Origin of the sequence: Pseudomonas sp. UBA3149, from assembly GCF_002364655.1 — a bacterium.
Lineage (GTDB): Bacteria > Pseudomonadota > Gammaproteobacteria > Pseudomonadales > Pseudomonadaceae > Chryseomonas > Chryseomonas luteola.
On the sequence record NZ_DEYV01000001.1, the window covers coordinates 1 to 15884 of the forward strand.

Consider the following 15884-nt stretch of genomic DNA (forward strand, 5'->3'; position numbering starts at 1 on the left):
GTTGACCGTGAAGAGCGGCCGCCGTGAGAAGAGCGCCGACAGCGTGACCTACTTGCACCAGGGCATCGCCCAGCGTGCCTTCAAGCTGTCCTTCCGCCTGGCTGATCATATCGAGGTGAAAGGTGCGAGCTTGAAGAATGGCCTGCTCAACATCGATCTGGTACGTGAAGTACCGGAAGAGGCCAAGCCCAAGCGCATCGCTATCAACGGCCAGTTGAGTGCTGATGAAAAGCCTGCGCTGGAAGGCCAGATTGCCTAAGTACAGCAGGCATCAGACCCTAGAAAAGGGACGCCATGTGCGTCCCTTTTTGTAGTGCCTAAGTAATACCAGCCCATATAGTCTTTTCAAACACCTCAATAAAAAAGCAAAAGCAGCAAGTCATCAGAAAAGACGCTACGTTAAGAAGCTGGCTTCATACAAACGTAGCTTTCATGCCAGGAGAAGAGGGGCATTACCAGCCGTAGAAATGAATCGCTGTCTAACCAAATATTTTTCCAGTGCTCCAGCTTCATCTTTTCCTTCCAGATCAGCGGAGCGGGGCATTCGCGTCGGCATCGCAATCAGCGTTTCGAGCAGTAATCGAACGGTAGGAAATACGCCCAATGTATCCAGACCTCTAGCATTGCTCCATGATGTTGATGCTTACCTTATGAAGCATGACCGGTAAAAGCGGGTACGTTGCATATGAACCGTTACGAGTACTTATAAAGTCTCGTAACGGTAGGGGAGGAGCGCTATTTAAAAGCCTTGGCGACTCGAGAGCCTGTATCGCGGCCTAGGACCTCACAGATTCGTTGACCTGCGGCAATCAGCCGAGAAAGATCTACTCCAGTCTGGATACCAAGGCCGTTGAGCATGTAGAGCACGTCCTCTGTGGCCACATTACCGCTTGCACCCGTTGCATAGGGACAGCCTCCCAGGCCAGCAACAGAGCTATCGACCACAGAGACACCCTCCAGTAGGGCAGCATAGATATTGGCCAATGCCTGGCCATAAGTGTCGTGGAAATGCACAGCCAGTCGATCACACGGAATCTCTTGGGAGAGCTTACCTATGAGCGTTCGTACAGCGCCCGGTGTACCAATCCCTATCGTGTCACCCAATGAAATTTCACGGCATCCCATATCAATCAGTTCACGTGCAACTGATAAGACTTGATCAGGCGTAATGTCGCCCTCATAAGGACACCCCAGTACGCAGGAAACATACCCACGGACGCTAATCCCATGCTGCCGTGCAGCCTCCATTACAGGTTTAAACCGCTGCAGGCTCTCATTGATAGAGCAGTTGATATTACGTTGAGAAAAGCTCTCGGATGCTGCTGCAAAGATGGCTATTTCTTTCACACCTACATTCAGGGCAGCTTCGAAACCCATCATGTTAGGCGTCAAGGCACTATAGGTAATACCAGCCCTTTTAGAGATCTTCAAAAACAGATCAGAACTCCCTGCCATCTGGGGCACCCACTTGGGAGAAACAAAACTACCCACTTCAATGTAATCAAGGCCAGTATCAGTCAAATCATTTACCAGCCGTACCTTGTCCTCCAGGCTAATCGGCTGTGTTTCATTCTGAAGGCCATCTCGTGGGCCTACCTCAACCAGACGAACACGCTCAGGCAGCATCATCAGCCTCCATTTCAACCAAGATTGAACCCTCGCTGACCATGTCACCCTCATGGCAAAGGATGGCCTTGAGCATGCCTGGAGTCTGGGCCCGGATGGTATGTTCCATCTTCATGGCTTCCAGAACCACTAGGGGAGCGCCGGCTTCAACACGCTGACCTGGTTCTACCAGTATCCGCACAATGCTGCCATTCATAGGAGCGGTAAGCCCGCCTGAGTGAACCGTTTTATTGGTTGCGGCCTGTATGGGATCGAAGCGGGTAAGGGTGTGGGTTTCGCCTCGACAATTCAGATAGAGGTTGTCGTCGCGGCGCTGCGCCTTGACCTTTCGATCTTTTCCATCCCAGACAACACGCTGTTTTTCTTCATTGCATATCAGCGTTACTGCCTGCCGATTCGGCAAGCCTGCTCGCCATCCGGGCAACGATGCCCAAGGAGCGCTGGGGTCATCAGCCCTTGCTACCGGCGGCTCACTGCCTAGCCAGCCTTGAACAGCTGCTTGCCAGAAATCATTGTCATGCTCTGCAGGGGCTGGCAGTAATTCATTCCGATACCGAGGAATGAAATCTGTATCCAGTTCAGCACGCGCGAAGGCGGGGTGAGCCAACACGCGCTTGAGAAAGGCCAGGTTAGTTCGCAGCCCGCCTACCTGGGTATGCTCCAGCATGGCGAGCAGACGTTGTCTGGCTTCTTCGCGGTTCTCGCCCCAAGCGATGATCTTGGCCAGCATGGGATCGTAAAAGGGCGATACTGTATCCCCCTCGGTTACACCACTATCGATGCGGCGACCAGGACCACTGGCGGGTTCCTGATAGAGATGCAAGGTACCGGTAGCGGGCAGGAAATCATTGCCAGGATCTTCTGCATACACGCGTACCTCAATAGCATGCCCTTCAAGCGGGACCTGATCTTGAGTGATGGGCAGGGCTTCACCTCGGGCGATGCGAATCTGCCAAGCAACAAGATCCAGTCCGGTGATAGCCTCTGTCACAGGATGCTCTACCTGTAAGCGCGTATTCATCTCCATAAAGAAGAATTCGCCACGGTCGTCCAACAGAAACTCGACGGTACCAGCACCGACATAGCCGATCGCCTGTGCAGCCCGTACGGCAGCTTCTCCCATGGCTTTACGCAATGCAGGAGAAAGTCCGGGGGCAGGGGCTTCTTCTATGACTTTCTGATGGCGACGCTGAATAGAACAGTCGCGTTCGTTCAGATACAAACAATGACCGTGCTGATCGGCAAAGACCTGTATTTCGACATGTCGAGGCTTGAGCACGTATTTTTCAGCCAACATGCGGGCGTCGCCAAACGCAGATTGAGCTTCACGCTGCGCCGAGGCCAGGGCTTCAGCCAGATCGGCCTCTCGCTCAACGATTTTCATGCCCTTACCACCACCACCGGCAGCCGCTTTCAGCAGAACGGGATAGCCGATCTGCTCGGCGGCCTGTCTGAATGTTTCTAGCGTCTGGTCCTCGCCATGATAGCCGGGAACCAGGGGCACGCCGGCGGTTTCCATCAGGGCCTTGGCGGCAGACTTGCTACCCATCGCCTCAATTGCGGAGGCGGGAGGGCCAAGAAAGAGCAGGCCTGCTTTTTCAATAGCCTGGGCAAAGGCTGCATTTTCGGAAAGAAAGCCATACCCCGGATGGATGGCTTGGGCACCGCTGTGCTTGGCCGCTGCAATAATCTTGTCGATACACAGATAGCTTTCGCCCGGTTTACTACCACCCAGGTTAACAGCCAGGTCTGCTTCGCGAACATGGCGGGCTGTAATGTCGATCTCGCTGTGCACGGCGACCGTTCGGATGCCCAGCGATTGGGCGGTACGCATGATACGACAGGCAATCTCGCCGCGATTGGCGATCAGGAGAGTGTCGAGAGGCTTTAACATGCTCATACGGAGGGCTCCTGCCAGCTGGGCATACGTTTTTCAAGGAAGGCGCTTAGCCCTTCCTGTGCTTCTGGGCTTACCCGCAGTGATGCAATGAAGTGCTGGGTATAACCTTTCAGCGCATCATCCAGGTTTGCAGCCGTACCCACCTGGTGCAGCAGGCTCTTGCAGGCTTTAAGGGCCGCAGGGCTGTTGAGGAGCAGATTGTTTTTCCACTCGTTGACGGCGGCTTCCAGCTGGTCAGCCGGGTAGGTTTCATCCAGTAGCCCCAAGGCTTGCGCACGACCACTGGAAAAGCGCTCGGCTGTCAAGGCATAGCGGCGCGTGGCTCGCTCGCCAATAGCCCGAACGACATAGGGACTGATCACTGCCGGAGCCAAACCGATGCGGACTTCGGAAAGGCAGAACACAGCATCCTGTGCACCGATGGCCATATCGCAACAGGCAATCAATCCAAGTGCTCCACCAAAAGCCGCTCCCTGCACGACCGCCAACGTAGGCTGGGGTAGAGCATGAAGTGTTTCCATCAAAAGACTTAGTCGTTGTGCATCCTCATGGTTTTCCTTGAGGCTCAAGGTGGCCGATGCCTGCATCCAGGCAAGGTCTGCTCCTGCGGAAAAGTGCCGTCCCTGTCCACGTAGAATCAGAAACCGGATGGCCTCATTAGCACCAATTGTTTCCAATGCATGAATGAGCTCGGCAATCACCTCGGCATTGAACGCATTGTTTTTTTCAGGGCGGTTCAGCCACAAGGTGGCAACGCCGCGGCTGTCGATATCAAGTTGCAAGGTCTGGTAAGTCATCGCGGGATTCCTTACATGCGGAACACGCCAAAGCGGGTCGGCTCAATAGGTGCGTTTAAAGAAGCGGAGATAGCCAGAGCTAGTACTTCACGCGTCTGGGCAGGGTCGATCACGCCGTCATCCCATAATCGGGCGCTGGAGTAGTAGGGGTGACCCTGACGGTCGTACTGCTCCAGGATCGGCTCTTTGATGGCTGCTTCCTCTTCCATGCTGAGTGCTCCGCCTGTCCGCTCGGTCTGTTCCCGCTTGACCTGCACAAGTACACCGGCTGCCTGTTCGCCGCCCATTACCGCGATACGGGCGTTAGGCCACATCCAAAGAAAGCGGGGATCATAGGCTCGGCCGCACATGCCGTAATTGCCCGCGCCAAAGCTGCCGCCAATGATCACGGTAAACTTGGGGACTTGTGCGCAGGCGACAGCGGTCACAAGCTTGGCCCCATGCTTGGCAATGCCGCCTGCTTCATATTTCTGGCCAACCATGAAGCCCGTGATGTTTTGAAGAAACACCAGCGGAATACCTCGTTGACAGGCCAACTCGATGAAGTGCGCACCTTTTTGCGCCGCCTCGGCAAACAGGATGCCGTTATTGGCCAGAATTGCTACGGGGTAGCCGTGTAAATGCGCAAAACCGCAAACCAGCGTAGGCCCGAACAGCGCCTTGAACTCGTCGAATTCGCTACCATCAACCAGGCGCGCAATCACTTCGCGAACGTCGTAGGGCTGTTTGGCATCTGCCGGGATAACGCCATAAAGCTCATCGGGTGAGTATTTAGGTGCTACAGGGGAGCGCATCTGTACCTGACCCTGTTTGCGCCAGTTCAAATGGCCAATACAGCGACGCGCCAGGGCAAGGGCATGCTCATCATTCTCGGCGTAGTAATCCGCCACGCCGGACACCTTGCAATGTACATCAGCGCCACCCAGTTCCTCAGCGGTCACCACCTCACCGGTAGCGGCTTTGACCAAGGGCGGACCGGCCAGAAAGACGGTGGCCTGGTTGCGAACCATGATGGTTTCGTCCGCCATGGCGGGCACATAGGCGCCACCGGCAGTACAAGAACCCATCACTACCGCAATCTGCGGAATGCCTTGGGCGCTCATGGTTGCCTGGTTGAAGAAAATTCGTCCGAAATGCTCGCGATCAGGAAAGACCTCATCCTGTCGGGGCAGGTTGGCACCGCCAGAATCCACAAGGTAGATGCACGGCAGTCGGTTCTCTTTGGCAATGGCCTGAGCACGCAGGTGCTTTTTGACGGTAAGGGGGTAATACGTCCCTCCCTTGACCGTCGCATCGTTGGCAATGATCATGCACTCCACGCCCTCGACTCGGCCAATACCGGCTACCACGCCAGCCGCCGGTACGTCCTCGCCATAAACCTCATGAGCGGCAAGTTGGGCAACCTCCAGAAAAGGCGAGTTGAGGTCGAGCAGGTGATCAATGCGGTCTCGTACCAGCAGTTTGCCGCGTGAGGTATGACGCTCCTGCGCCTTGGGTCCGCCGCCTTGCTGGATGTGGGCAAGCAGCGCGTGCAGGTTTGCCACCTGTGCCTGCATGGCGTCTTGATTGCGGATAAAGTCAGGCGAGCGGGGGTCGAGCTGACTGGTTATAACGGTCATGGCGGATCTCGCTTCAGCGTTGTTGTTGGAATGTCCGCAGGATAAGAAGCGGGTTACATCGTTTCCTTGAACAACTCGCGCCCGATCAACATGCGCCGGATCTCGCTGGTCCCCGCACCGATTTCGTACAGCTTGGCATCGCGTAGAAGGCGGCCGGTTGGGAATTCGTTGATATAACCATTGCCGCCCAGAATCTGGATGGCATCCAGCGCCATCTGGGTTGCTCGCTCAGCCGTATAGAGAATGACGCCCGCGGCATCTTTGCGCGTGGTTTCTCCTCGATCACAGGCTTGGGTAACGGCATACAGGTACGCGCGGCTGGCATTGAGTTGGGTATACATGTCTGCCACCTTTCCCTGGATCAACTGGAACTCGCCAATGCTCTGGCCAAACTGTTTGCGGTCGTGAATGTAGGGGACAATGACATCCATGCAGGCCTGCATGATGCCGACAGGTCCGCCAGAGAGTACGACACGCTCGTAATCCAGCCCACTCATGAGTACCTTTACGCCCCCGTTCAGGGCGCCAAGGATGTTTTCTTCCGGCACCTCGACGCCATCGAAAAAGAGTTGGCAGGTATTGGAGCCTCGCATGCCCAGCTTGTCGAACTTGTTGCTGCGGCTGAAGCCTTTCCAGTCACGTTCAACGATGAATGCTGTGATGCCGTGTGGTCCTTTATCCAGGTCAGTCTTGGCATAGATCACATAGGTATTGGCATCTGGTCCATTGGTAATCCAGGTTTTAGTGCCGTTGAGGATGTAGCGGTCACCCTGTTTCTCTGCACGCAGTTTCATGGAAACCACGTCAGAACCGGCATTCGGCTCGCTCATGGCCAGGGCGCCGACATGCTCACCTGATACTAGCTTGGGCAGATATCTGGCTTTCTGCTCAGGCGTCCCATTACGGTGGATTTGATTGACGCACAGGTTCGAATGCGCACCATAGGAGAGGGCGATAGAGGCCGAGCCTCGGCTGATTTCTTCCATGGCCACTACATGAGCCAGATACCCCAATGTCGAGCCGCCGTACTCTTCATCCACTGTGATACCCAGGAGACCCATGTCGCCAAATTTGCGCCAAAGGTCATGGGGAAACGTGTTCTCACGGTCAACGGCTTCTGCGCGGGGTGCGATTTCCGCTCTGACAAAGCTTTGCACCTGCTCGCGCAGCATGTCGATGGTTTCGCCGAGGCCAAAGTCGAGCGAGGGGTATGTCATGGGGTCACCTGTGATTGTTTTTGTCTGGTGGAAGCAAAAGGGGATCAAGCCGTTGCGTTAGCCATCTCCAGCGCCGCACGACAGTGTTCTTCAGCCGTGTCTAGTTCGAGCTGCATCTGTTGAATATCCATCAGCTGCTGTGCAAGCTGCTCGCGACGTTCCGCAATCTTGGTCAGCATGCTATTGAGCTGCTTCTGGTTACCTGAACTCGGGTCATACAATTCGATTAATTCCCGGCACTCCGCCAGTGAAAACCCGATTCGCTTACCCCGCAGAATCAACTTGAGCGTGACGCGATCCTTGGCCGAGTAGATGCGCTCCTGACCACGCCGCTCGGGCGTAAGCATGCCTTGCTCCTCATAGAAGCGAATGGTTCGGGTTGTAATGTCCAGCTCTCGGGCCAGATCGGAAATGCTGTAACTCGCCGTCATATGTAAACTCATCTGGATTACCTTTACGTTAACGTAAAGCTGGTCAGCGAAGCTGTCAACTCGCTTCGGTAATGTCTGGATGTAAATACCTCGCAAGCATGCCAGACACCTTTTCAGAAATTTAGCTGTGCTGGTTGGATGCAACGACTTGCCATGCCCTTTACGTTAACGTAAAGATAACTAGGCTTTAGCGGTAGCCACATGAGTCAGCAGTTCCCACAACAATGACAAGAAGGGAAAGCCATGAACCAACCGAGCTATACCCAGGGCCGTCAAGACAAGCCCTTACTGGCCATGACGATTGGAGAGGCCTTTGATCTTACGGTAGCCCGTTACCCTGAGCGCGAAGCGCTAATTGTTCGTCACCAGAATGTACGACTGACCTGGCAGGCGTTGGCCGAGGAGGTAGAGCGTTGCGCCAGGGCCTTGGTAGCATTGGGTGTAGAGCAGGGGGACCGACTGGGTATCTGGGCACCAAACTGCATGGAATGGTGCGTGACGCAGTTTGCCAGCGCTAGAATCGGGGCCATTCTGGTCAATATCAACCCGGCATATCGGGTAGGTGAGCTGGAGTATGTGTTGAAGCAATCCGGCTGCCGTTGGCTGGTGTGCGCGCATATCTTCAAGACGTGCGACTACCACGCCATGTTGAACGAGCTTCTCCCTGATATTGAAAGCCAGCCCCCAGGACGGCTGCGCTGTGTAAACCTTCCGGATCTGCACGGCATAATCACGCTGGGCGAAACGGCACCTGCCGGTTTCCTGCGTTGGAGTGATCTTTCCAATTTCGCCAAGCAAACGAGCACGGCTGATGTGCATGAGCGCAGCGCGCTACTTCAGTTCGATGACCCTATCAATATCCAGTACACCTCGGGCACCACAGGCTTTCCCAAGGGAGCCACTCTGAGTCATTACAACATTCTCAATAACGGCTACATGGTGGGAGAAAGCCTTGGGCTGACCGAGCGGGATCGTCTGGTCATTCCCGTACCGCTGTATCACTGCTTCGGTATGGTCATGGGTAATCTAGGTTGCCTGACCCACGGTTCCACTATGATCTATCCAGCGCCATCTTTTGAGCCGTTGGCAACATTGAGCGCTATCTCGGAAGAGCAGGCCACCGTGCTCTATGGCGTTCCCACCATGTTTATCGCCGAACTTGATCATCCCGAACGTGTGCGTTTTGACTTGTCCTCCCTGCGCAGCGGCATCATGGCAGGATCGACATGCCCGATCGAAGTGATGCGCCGAGTCATAACCGAGATGCACATGAGCGAAGTGCAGATAGCCTACGGCATGACCGAAACCAGTCCGGTCTCCCTTCAGACCGGCCCGGACGATGAGCTGGAGCGCCGCGTTACCACCGTGGGCCGCAGTCAGCCCCATTTGGAAAGCAAGATCGTCGATGAGCAGGGCCGCATCGTTCCTCGTGGACAGATAGGCGAGTTATGTACACGCGGCTACAGCGTGATGCTGGGCTATTGGGAAAACCCAAAGGCCACATCCGACGTGCTGGACGGTGCCCGCTGGATGCATACGGGCGACCTTGCCTGCATGGACGAGCAGGGCTATGTGCAGATCGTGGGCCGCAGCAAGGACATGATCATTCGGGGTGGTGAAAACGTCTATCCACGTGAAATCGAAGAGTTCCTATTCCGTCACCCGTCAGTGGCAGATGTTCAGGTGATTGGCATTCCTGACGACAAGTACGGTGAGGAGATCGTCGCCTGGGTCAAGTTGCATGACGGGCATAGCCCGCAAGAGGAGGTACTTCGCGACTTCTGCAAGGCCCACATCGCACACTTCAAGGTGCCGAAACATGTTCGCTTCGTAGACGAGTTTCCCATGACCGTAACGGGCAAGATTCAGAAATTTCGCATGCGGGAAATCATGATCGAGGAGCTGACGCAGCGGAAGGCATCGTAGTGCGTATCGCTCCCGCTGGTCATGATGTCAGCGGGAGCGGGGGGAATTATTTGTATTTGCTCTCGATCTTACGCTTTTCCAGCGTGTACTGGGTCATGTCAATTTGACCCAGCTGAAGCTGGCTATCAAGCGTGTCCAGGTCCTTGTCACGCTCAGCATCAAGCTTAGCCTTGGTGGCCTGATAGTTGATGACCTTGGCTGCATCGTAACCGCCAACCGGGTCCCAGATGATGGAAAGAGGCCAGAGCAGAAGATTCACGACGCCAAAGCCGTATTCTCTGCTATAGAAAGAACCTCCTCCGGGAAGAAGGCCAAGGCCTGCTGCAAGACCAGGGCTCTTTTCTTGAACGACCAGACCGCGGGCTTCGTACCGGTCGAGTTCTGACTTCTGAAAACTGTTCAAGCCAGAGGCACATCCATTTAATAATACGGCCATTCCGATAGCCGCAACTGCTTTACGATACATCACTAATCCTTTCGGGCATCCTTGATTCGCACCATGCGAATTGTGATTAGGTTAACATTTTGCCGTGCCATTGATAAAGCCACCTTCTGCATTGGGATACGAGCGGCTCATTCCTGCAACCGCTCGATTCAACACCTTACAGCTGGGTAGTACGAATGCGCTGCAGAGTCTCCTGTACCTCAGCGGCAGCGTCTACAAACGAGGCTTGTTGCCTCAAGCGGGCCAGCAGTTCGGCACGCTTGCGTTCGGCAGTAGCCAGATAACGCTCCTGCACCGGGCCGAACCCCCGGATGTCCAGCGGCAACTTGGCAAGCTCAACCGCAACGGAATAATTGTCAGGCGTCAGACGCTGCAGGATTTCATCCAGGTTGGCTTCGTATTCCCTAAGCGTCTTCAACTCTCGCTTGCGGTCTTCAGTGCGGGCAAAGGGGTCCAGCCAGGTATTGCGGATACCTTTCAGGCGCGCCAGCACGCTGAAGCCTTTCATCATCCACGGTCCGAACTGCTGCTTCTTCGGACCCTCACCAGCCTTGGATTTATTGAAGATAGGCGGAGCCAAATGGAAGTTGAGCGTGTAGTCTCCTTCAAACATCGAAGCAATCTTGCGTTGGAAGTCGCCATCGGTGTACAGACGCGCCACCTCGTATTCGTCCTTGATAGCCAGGACTTTGTAATAGGCGCGGGCAACCGCCTCGCTCAACTCTCCGGCTTGTCCCATCAGGGCAGTGTCAGCTGCCTTGATCTTTTCAAGACGCGCAAGGTAGCGCTCGGCATAGGCGGTGTTCTGGTACGCCGTCAGATCATCCACACGCCGCAGAATCACTTCTTCAAGGGTTTTGGATAACTGGTGAGACGCGGTAACAACGGAGCCTTCCTTGACCTTCTGCTCGACCCGCGCCTGGTCAACGGCAGTTCGACGGCCCCAGATGAAGGCTTTTTTGTTCAGCTCGACGGCAGCGCCATTCATTTCGATCGCCTGGAATAGCGAGTCCTGGCTAACCGGCAGCCAACCTTTCTGATAGGCCACTCCCATCAAGAAGGTATTGGTTGCAATCGAATCCCCCATCAGCGCAGTGGCGATACGGCTGGCATTGAGGAAAAAGGCACGATCCGTTCCTACGGCTTCGGCGATCTGAGCGGCCATGTTCTGGGACTGGAATTGAGGATCAGGATGGGTGTGAACATCGCCACTGTTTGCCTGATGGGCAAAGGTGCGAACAAAGTGGCTGGTTACGCTTTCCTGGCTGTTGACGAGCGCATGGGTGACGCCCTGGCGAAGCTTATCAAGCGTCTCGGCATTGGCACTGACGATGAGATCGCCACCTAACAACAGGTTGGTTTCACCTTCAGCAATGTGGGGTGCAAAGAGCTGCTCCTGCCGCTCGGCGATCCGTACATGAGTCCACACTGCGCCACCTTTCTGCGCCAGCCCCGCCATGTCCAGCGTCAGCACTCCCTTGCCTTCAAGATAAGCCGCCATGCTCAGGAGGGCACCGATCGTGACGACTCCTGTACCGCCCACACCAGTTACCAGAATGCTGTAAGGCTCACTGACCGAGGCCAGTACAGGCTCAGGCAGATCCCAACTATCGGAAGGGTCTTCCGCCAGCGCCTTGGCCTTGCGCAGCTTTCCGCCTTCCACCGTGACAAAGCTCGGGCAGAAACCTGAAAGACAGCTGAAATCCTTGTTGCAAGCGGATTGGTCGATCTCGCGCTTGCGTCCGAACTCAGTCTCGACCGAAGCCACGGACATGCAATTGGACTTGCTGCTGCAATCACCGCAGTTTTCACACACGGCCTCGTTGATCACAACGCGACGAGCGGGATCAGGATAGGCACCACGCTTGCGGCGACGTCGCTTCTCGGCGGCACATGTCTGGTCGTAGATGATGACGGATGCGCCCGGGTGCTCTCGCAGCTCACGTTGCACAGCGTCCAGCTCGTCACGGTGTTTGACCGGTACATTCTCGGCAAGCCCTTTGACTGGCTTGTATTTGTCCGGGTCATCCGTGACGACCACGATGCGCTCGATACCCTCGGCGCGTAGCTGCTGGGAAATCTGCGGCACGGTCAAGGTACCGTCCACCGGTTGGCCGCCTGTCATGGCCACGGCATCGTTGTAGAGAATCTTGTAGGTAATCGGTACTTTCGCGGCGACCGATGCGCGAATGGCTAGAAGCCCTGAGTGGAAATAAGTCCCATCGCCCAGGTTCGCAAACACATGCTTTGTCTGAGTAAACGGTGCCTGTCCTACCCAGGCAACACCTTCACCACCCATCTGGCTGAATGTCTGGGTGTGCTCAGGGTAGATCCAGGTTGCCATGTAGTGACAACCGATCCCGGCCAGTGCGCGACTGCCTTCCGGGAGCTGAGTAGAAGTGTTGTGTGGACAGCCAGGGCAGTAATGGGGCATCCGCGCCATCTTGGTGACCAGTCCGCCTTTAGCTGCCAACTGAGCATCCAACACCGCCAGGCGCATCTGCAGCAGGCCATTGGATTGGCGTTGCAGGATGCGCTTGACCACTGCACGGGCAATCTGCGCTGGGGTCAAGTCACTGGTGGCCGGGAGCAGCCAGTCCGTATGGGGCAGTGACCATTCGCCCTTGTCGTCAAACTTGCCCACGATGCGTGGACGGACATCCTCGCGCCAGTTGTACAGCTCTTCTTTGAGCTGGTATTCGATCAACTGGCGTTTTTCTTCCACCACGATGATTTCTTCCAGCCCGTCGGCAAAATGCCGAACGCCTTCGGCTTCCAGGGGCCAGACCATGCCCACCTTGTACACGCGCAAGCCGATCTGCCGGGCCATGTCCTCATCAATGCCCAGGATCTTCAGGACTTGGCAGACTTCCAGATATGATTTGCCTGACGTGATGATACCGATGCGGGCATTGGGAGAATCATGGGTGATGCGGTCGAGCCCGTTGGTCCGCGCATAGGCGAGGGCGGCATAGAGCTTATGCTCCAGTAAGCGCTTCTCTTGCACCAGCGGCGGATCGGGCCAGCGGATGTTGAGACCATCCGCCGGGAGCTCATAGGTAGGCACCTTGGGCTGTACACGAAGCGGGTCGACATCGACCACCGCGCCACTTTCCACGGTTTCCGAAATGGCTTTCATGGCCACCCAACAGCCTGAATAGCGGGACATGGCCCAGCCATGCAAACCAAAATCGAGGTATTCCTGCACCCCGGAGGGAGACAACACGGGCATCATCACGGCCTTGAAGATGTGCTCGGTCTGATGAGGCAGGGTGGAAGAACGAGCGCCATGGTCGTCACCAGCGATAACCAGCACGCCGCCAAAGCGTGAAGAGCCTGCAGCGTTAGCGTGGCGGAAGACATCGCCACAGCGGTCAACGCCTGGGCCTTTGCCATACCACATGCCAAACACGCCGTCGTATTGCGCACCCTGGAAGAGGTTGACCTGCTGTGATCCCCAGACGGCCGTAGCGGCCAGGTCTTCGTTCAGGCCGGGCTGAAAGACAACGTGATGCTGTTTGAGATGGCTCTGAGCCTTCCATAAAGCCTGGTCCAGGCCGCCCAGTGGCGAGCCACGGTATCCCGAGATGAACCCAGCAGTATTCAAACCTGCTGCAAGATCACGTTGCCGTTGCATCAAGGGTAGGCGGACGAGCGCCTGGATACCGGTTAGCAGGATGCGCCCGCTTTCCAACGTGTACTTTTCATCCAACGTCTTGTTGGCTGCACTCATTCGCTATTCCTCGATTTATTGTTTTTGTCATCAGGATCGGGGCGAGCGAAGCCCCATTTGCTTTTGAGTGTAGGAAGGGGTACAGGTAACGTAAAATTCTAAAAACCGCACTCAGGTATTCGAAAATCAGATGGCCAGCTCCAAAGATATTTCGATGCGTCAACTACGCTACTTTGTGGCGGCTGCCACCACGGGCCGTTTCTCCCAGGCGGCATTGGATGTCCATGTTTCCCAGTCCGCGATTACCTCTGCAGTGGCTCAACTGGAGGAAAATCTGGGGGTCAATCTGTTTGAGCGACAGCCCTACGGGGTTGCTCTGACAGCAGAAGGGCACCGGTTCCTGCAGCATGCCCGGCACATTCTCGATACGCTGAACGATGCACTCAAGGAACCCCTATTCTTGAGTCATACCCAGGAGGGAGTGGTGCGCGTAGGAGCCACCTACGCAGTGCTGGGGTATTTTCTGCCCAGCCTGCTGGCTCGCTTCAAGCGCAGCTATCCACAGGTGGATATTGATCTAGTGGACATGGATCGGCCCAGCATCGAGCAGGCTGTTCTGGAAGGGCGCCTGGATCTTGGCCTGATCATTGTGTCCAACAGCGAGGCCATTGACCGTTTCGAGCATTATGTTCTGATTCGATCACGGCGCCAGCTCTGGCTGGCCAGTCACCACCCGCTGATGACCAAACCCGACATTACCCTCAAGGATGTGGCCGAGCATGCCTATATTCTCGGGACGGTCGAAGAGGGCGAAGCCTCGACCCAGCGCTATTGGCAGGCACGCGGTCTGGAACCAAGGGTCGCGTTTCGAACATCCTCCATGGAGTCTGTACGTGGCCTGGTTGCCCATGGATTTGGCGTGACCATCCTATCGGACATGGTGTTTCGTACCTGGTCGCTTGAAGGCAAGAAGATCGAGGTCCGCCCGCTCAATGATGCCGTTCCGCCTATGGAGCTCGGGCTGATCTGGAAGCCGGATACCGAACTGCCGACGGCGGCAGAAGCCTTTCGACAATTTCTCATTCAAGCCTGCGGAATGTAGAAGCAGCTTTTGCTGAATGGTCAAGTTGTCGTATAACCGTTGCAGACCTAAGCATAAGCACAACAGAAGAGAGGAGAACGCCTTGAGCTATACGGCTGCCATCAACCGATACGAATCCATGCCTTACCGTCGGGTAGGCAAGAGTGGTCTGGTCCTGCCTGCACTGTCCCTGGGCTTGTGGCACAACTTCGGTGACACCACACCCATTGAAAACCAGCGGGCCCTGTTACGTACGGCGTTCGACTTTGGCATCAACCATTTCGATCTGGCCAATAACTACGGTCCCCCCTACGGCAGCGCCGAAACCAACTTTGGCCGAATCCTGCGGGAAGACTTCAAGCTCTATCGGGACGAGCTGATCATTTCCAGCAAAGCCGGCTGGGATATGTGGCCAGGGCCTTATGGACAGGGCGGTGGCTCACGCAAATACGTCCTGGCAAGCCTTGATCAAAGCTTGAAGCGTATGGGGCTGGATTACGTCGACATCTTTTACTCCCACCGCTTCGATGCCAACACACCACTTGAGGAAACCGCCAGTGCATTGGCTACGGCCGTGCAGCAGGGCAAGGCCCTGTACATTGGCATATCATCCTATTCAGCTGGCAAGACACGCGAGATGGCGGCACTGCTCAAGGAATGGAAGGTTCCTCTTCTCATCCATCAGCCTTCCTACAACCTGTTCAATCGCTGGATCGAAAAAGACCTGCTGGATGCAACTGATGAGGTCGGTGCAGGCGTCATCGCATTTACACCGTTGGCCCAAGGCTTGCTGACCGGCAAATACCTCAATGGCGTACCGGAGGATGCACGGGTGAACCGTCCCGGTGGTGCCTCCTTGCGAACGGAGCACCTGTCCGATGACAACATCGCACGGGCGCGCGCACTGAATGATATTGCCCAGCGTCGCGGTCAGAGTCTGGCTCAGCTTGCCCTGGCCTGGACGCTACGCGATCCGCGTGTCACCTCGGCGCTGATCGGAGCGAGCCGTCCGGAGCAATTGCAGGAAAATATCGGCGCGCTAGGCAACCTATCCTTTACACCAGAAGAGCTGGCAGAAATCGATAAGTATGCCGTTGAAGGGGGAATCAATCTGTGGGAAAAACCCTCTACCGATAGCCCTATTTGATCGAGTGAAAGGGTATGGCCTC

The 15884-nt window shown here is 55.7% G+C and carries 12 protein-coding genes; 4 read left to right on the plus strand and 8 right to left on the minus strand.

Annotated features, from left to right (window positions below):
- On the plus strand, positions 1–259 hold a 259-nt coding region (locus B3729_RS00005), incomplete at its 5' end, for an Hsp20 family protein (protein ID WP_286786661.1).
- A gap of 476 nt (positions 260–735) precedes the next feature.
- Here B3729_RS00005 and B3729_RS00010 read toward each other — a convergent pair.
- From B3729_RS00010 to B3729_RS00035, 6 genes are read right to left on the minus strand one after another with little or no spacing between them, the layout of a single operon-like run.
- Positions 736–1629, minus strand: coding sequence for a hydroxymethylglutaryl-CoA lyase (locus B3729_RS00010; RefSeq protein ID WP_037030240.1), 894 nt, complete (start codon positions 1627–1629; stop codon positions 736–738).
- Positions 1616–3526, minus strand: a complete 1911-nt coding sequence (locus B3729_RS00015) for an acetyl/propionyl/methylcrotonyl-CoA carboxylase subunit alpha (protein ID WP_409438634.1) — start codon at positions 3524–3526, stop codon at positions 1616–1618. The genes B3729_RS00010 and B3729_RS00015 overlap by 14 nt, the downstream gene beginning before the upstream one ends.
- Positions 3523–4323, minus strand: a complete 801-nt coding sequence (locus B3729_RS00020; protein ID WP_286786662.1) for an enoyl-CoA hydratase-related protein — start codon at positions 4321–4323, stop codon at positions 3523–3525. Before B3729_RS00020 ends, B3729_RS00015 begins: the two co-directional genes overlap by 4 nt.
- 11 nt (positions 4324–4334) lie before the next feature.
- Entirely contained in the window at positions 4335–5942 is a 1608-nt protein-coding gene (locus B3729_RS00025) for a carboxyl transferase domain-containing protein (protein WP_286786663.1), read from the minus strand.
- A gap of 53 nt (positions 5943–5995) precedes the next feature.
- Entirely contained in the window at positions 5996–7159 is a 1164-nt protein-coding gene (locus B3729_RS00030) for an isovaleryl-CoA dehydrogenase (RefSeq protein WP_286786664.1), read from the minus strand.
- Positions 7160–7203: 44 nt separating this feature from the next.
- Positions 7204–7590 (minus strand): MerR family transcriptional regulator, encoded by a 387-nt coding sequence (locus B3729_RS00035; RefSeq protein ID WP_286786731.1) that lies wholly within the window; start codon positions 7588–7590, stop codon positions 7204–7206.
- A gap of 243 nt (positions 7591–7833) precedes the next feature.
- Between B3729_RS00035 and B3729_RS00040 the strand changes: the two genes are divergently transcribed.
- Complete coding sequence (locus tag B3729_RS00040; RefSeq protein WP_286786665.1) at positions 7834–9516, plus strand: AMP-binding protein; 1683 nt, start codon at positions 7834–7836, stop codon at positions 9514–9516.
- Positions 9517–9562: 46 nt separating this feature from the next.
- Here the strand turns inward: B3729_RS00040 and B3729_RS00045 are convergent, their stop codons facing one another.
- Both B3729_RS00045 and B3729_RS00050 read right to left on the minus strand, forming a co-directional pair.
- Positions 9563–9982 (minus strand): hypothetical protein, encoded by a 420-nt coding sequence (locus B3729_RS00045; RefSeq protein ID WP_286786666.1) that lies wholly within the window; start codon positions 9980–9982, stop codon positions 9563–9565.
- A 136-nt stretch (positions 9983–10118) separates the two neighbouring features.
- A complete protein-coding gene (locus tag B3729_RS00050; protein WP_286786667.1) occupies positions 10119–13694 on the minus strand; it encodes an indolepyruvate ferredoxin oxidoreductase family protein in 3576 nt (1191 codons plus the stop codon).
- Positions 13695–13824: 130 nt separating this feature from the next.
- On the opposite strand from B3729_RS00050, the gene B3729_RS00055 reads away from it, so the two are divergent.
- Both B3729_RS00055 and mgrA read left to right on the plus strand, forming a co-directional pair.
- A complete protein-coding gene (locus B3729_RS00055; protein ID WP_019364172.1) occupies positions 13825–14736 on the plus strand; it encodes a LysR substrate-binding domain-containing protein in 912 nt (303 codons plus the stop codon).
- Positions 14737–14818: 82 nt separating this feature from the next.
- Positions 14819–15862, plus strand: coding sequence for an L-glyceraldehyde 3-phosphate reductase (gene mgrA, locus B3729_RS00060; protein ID WP_286786668.1), 1044 nt, complete (start codon positions 14819–14821; stop codon positions 15860–15862).
- Positions 15863–15884: the final 22 nt, after the last annotated feature.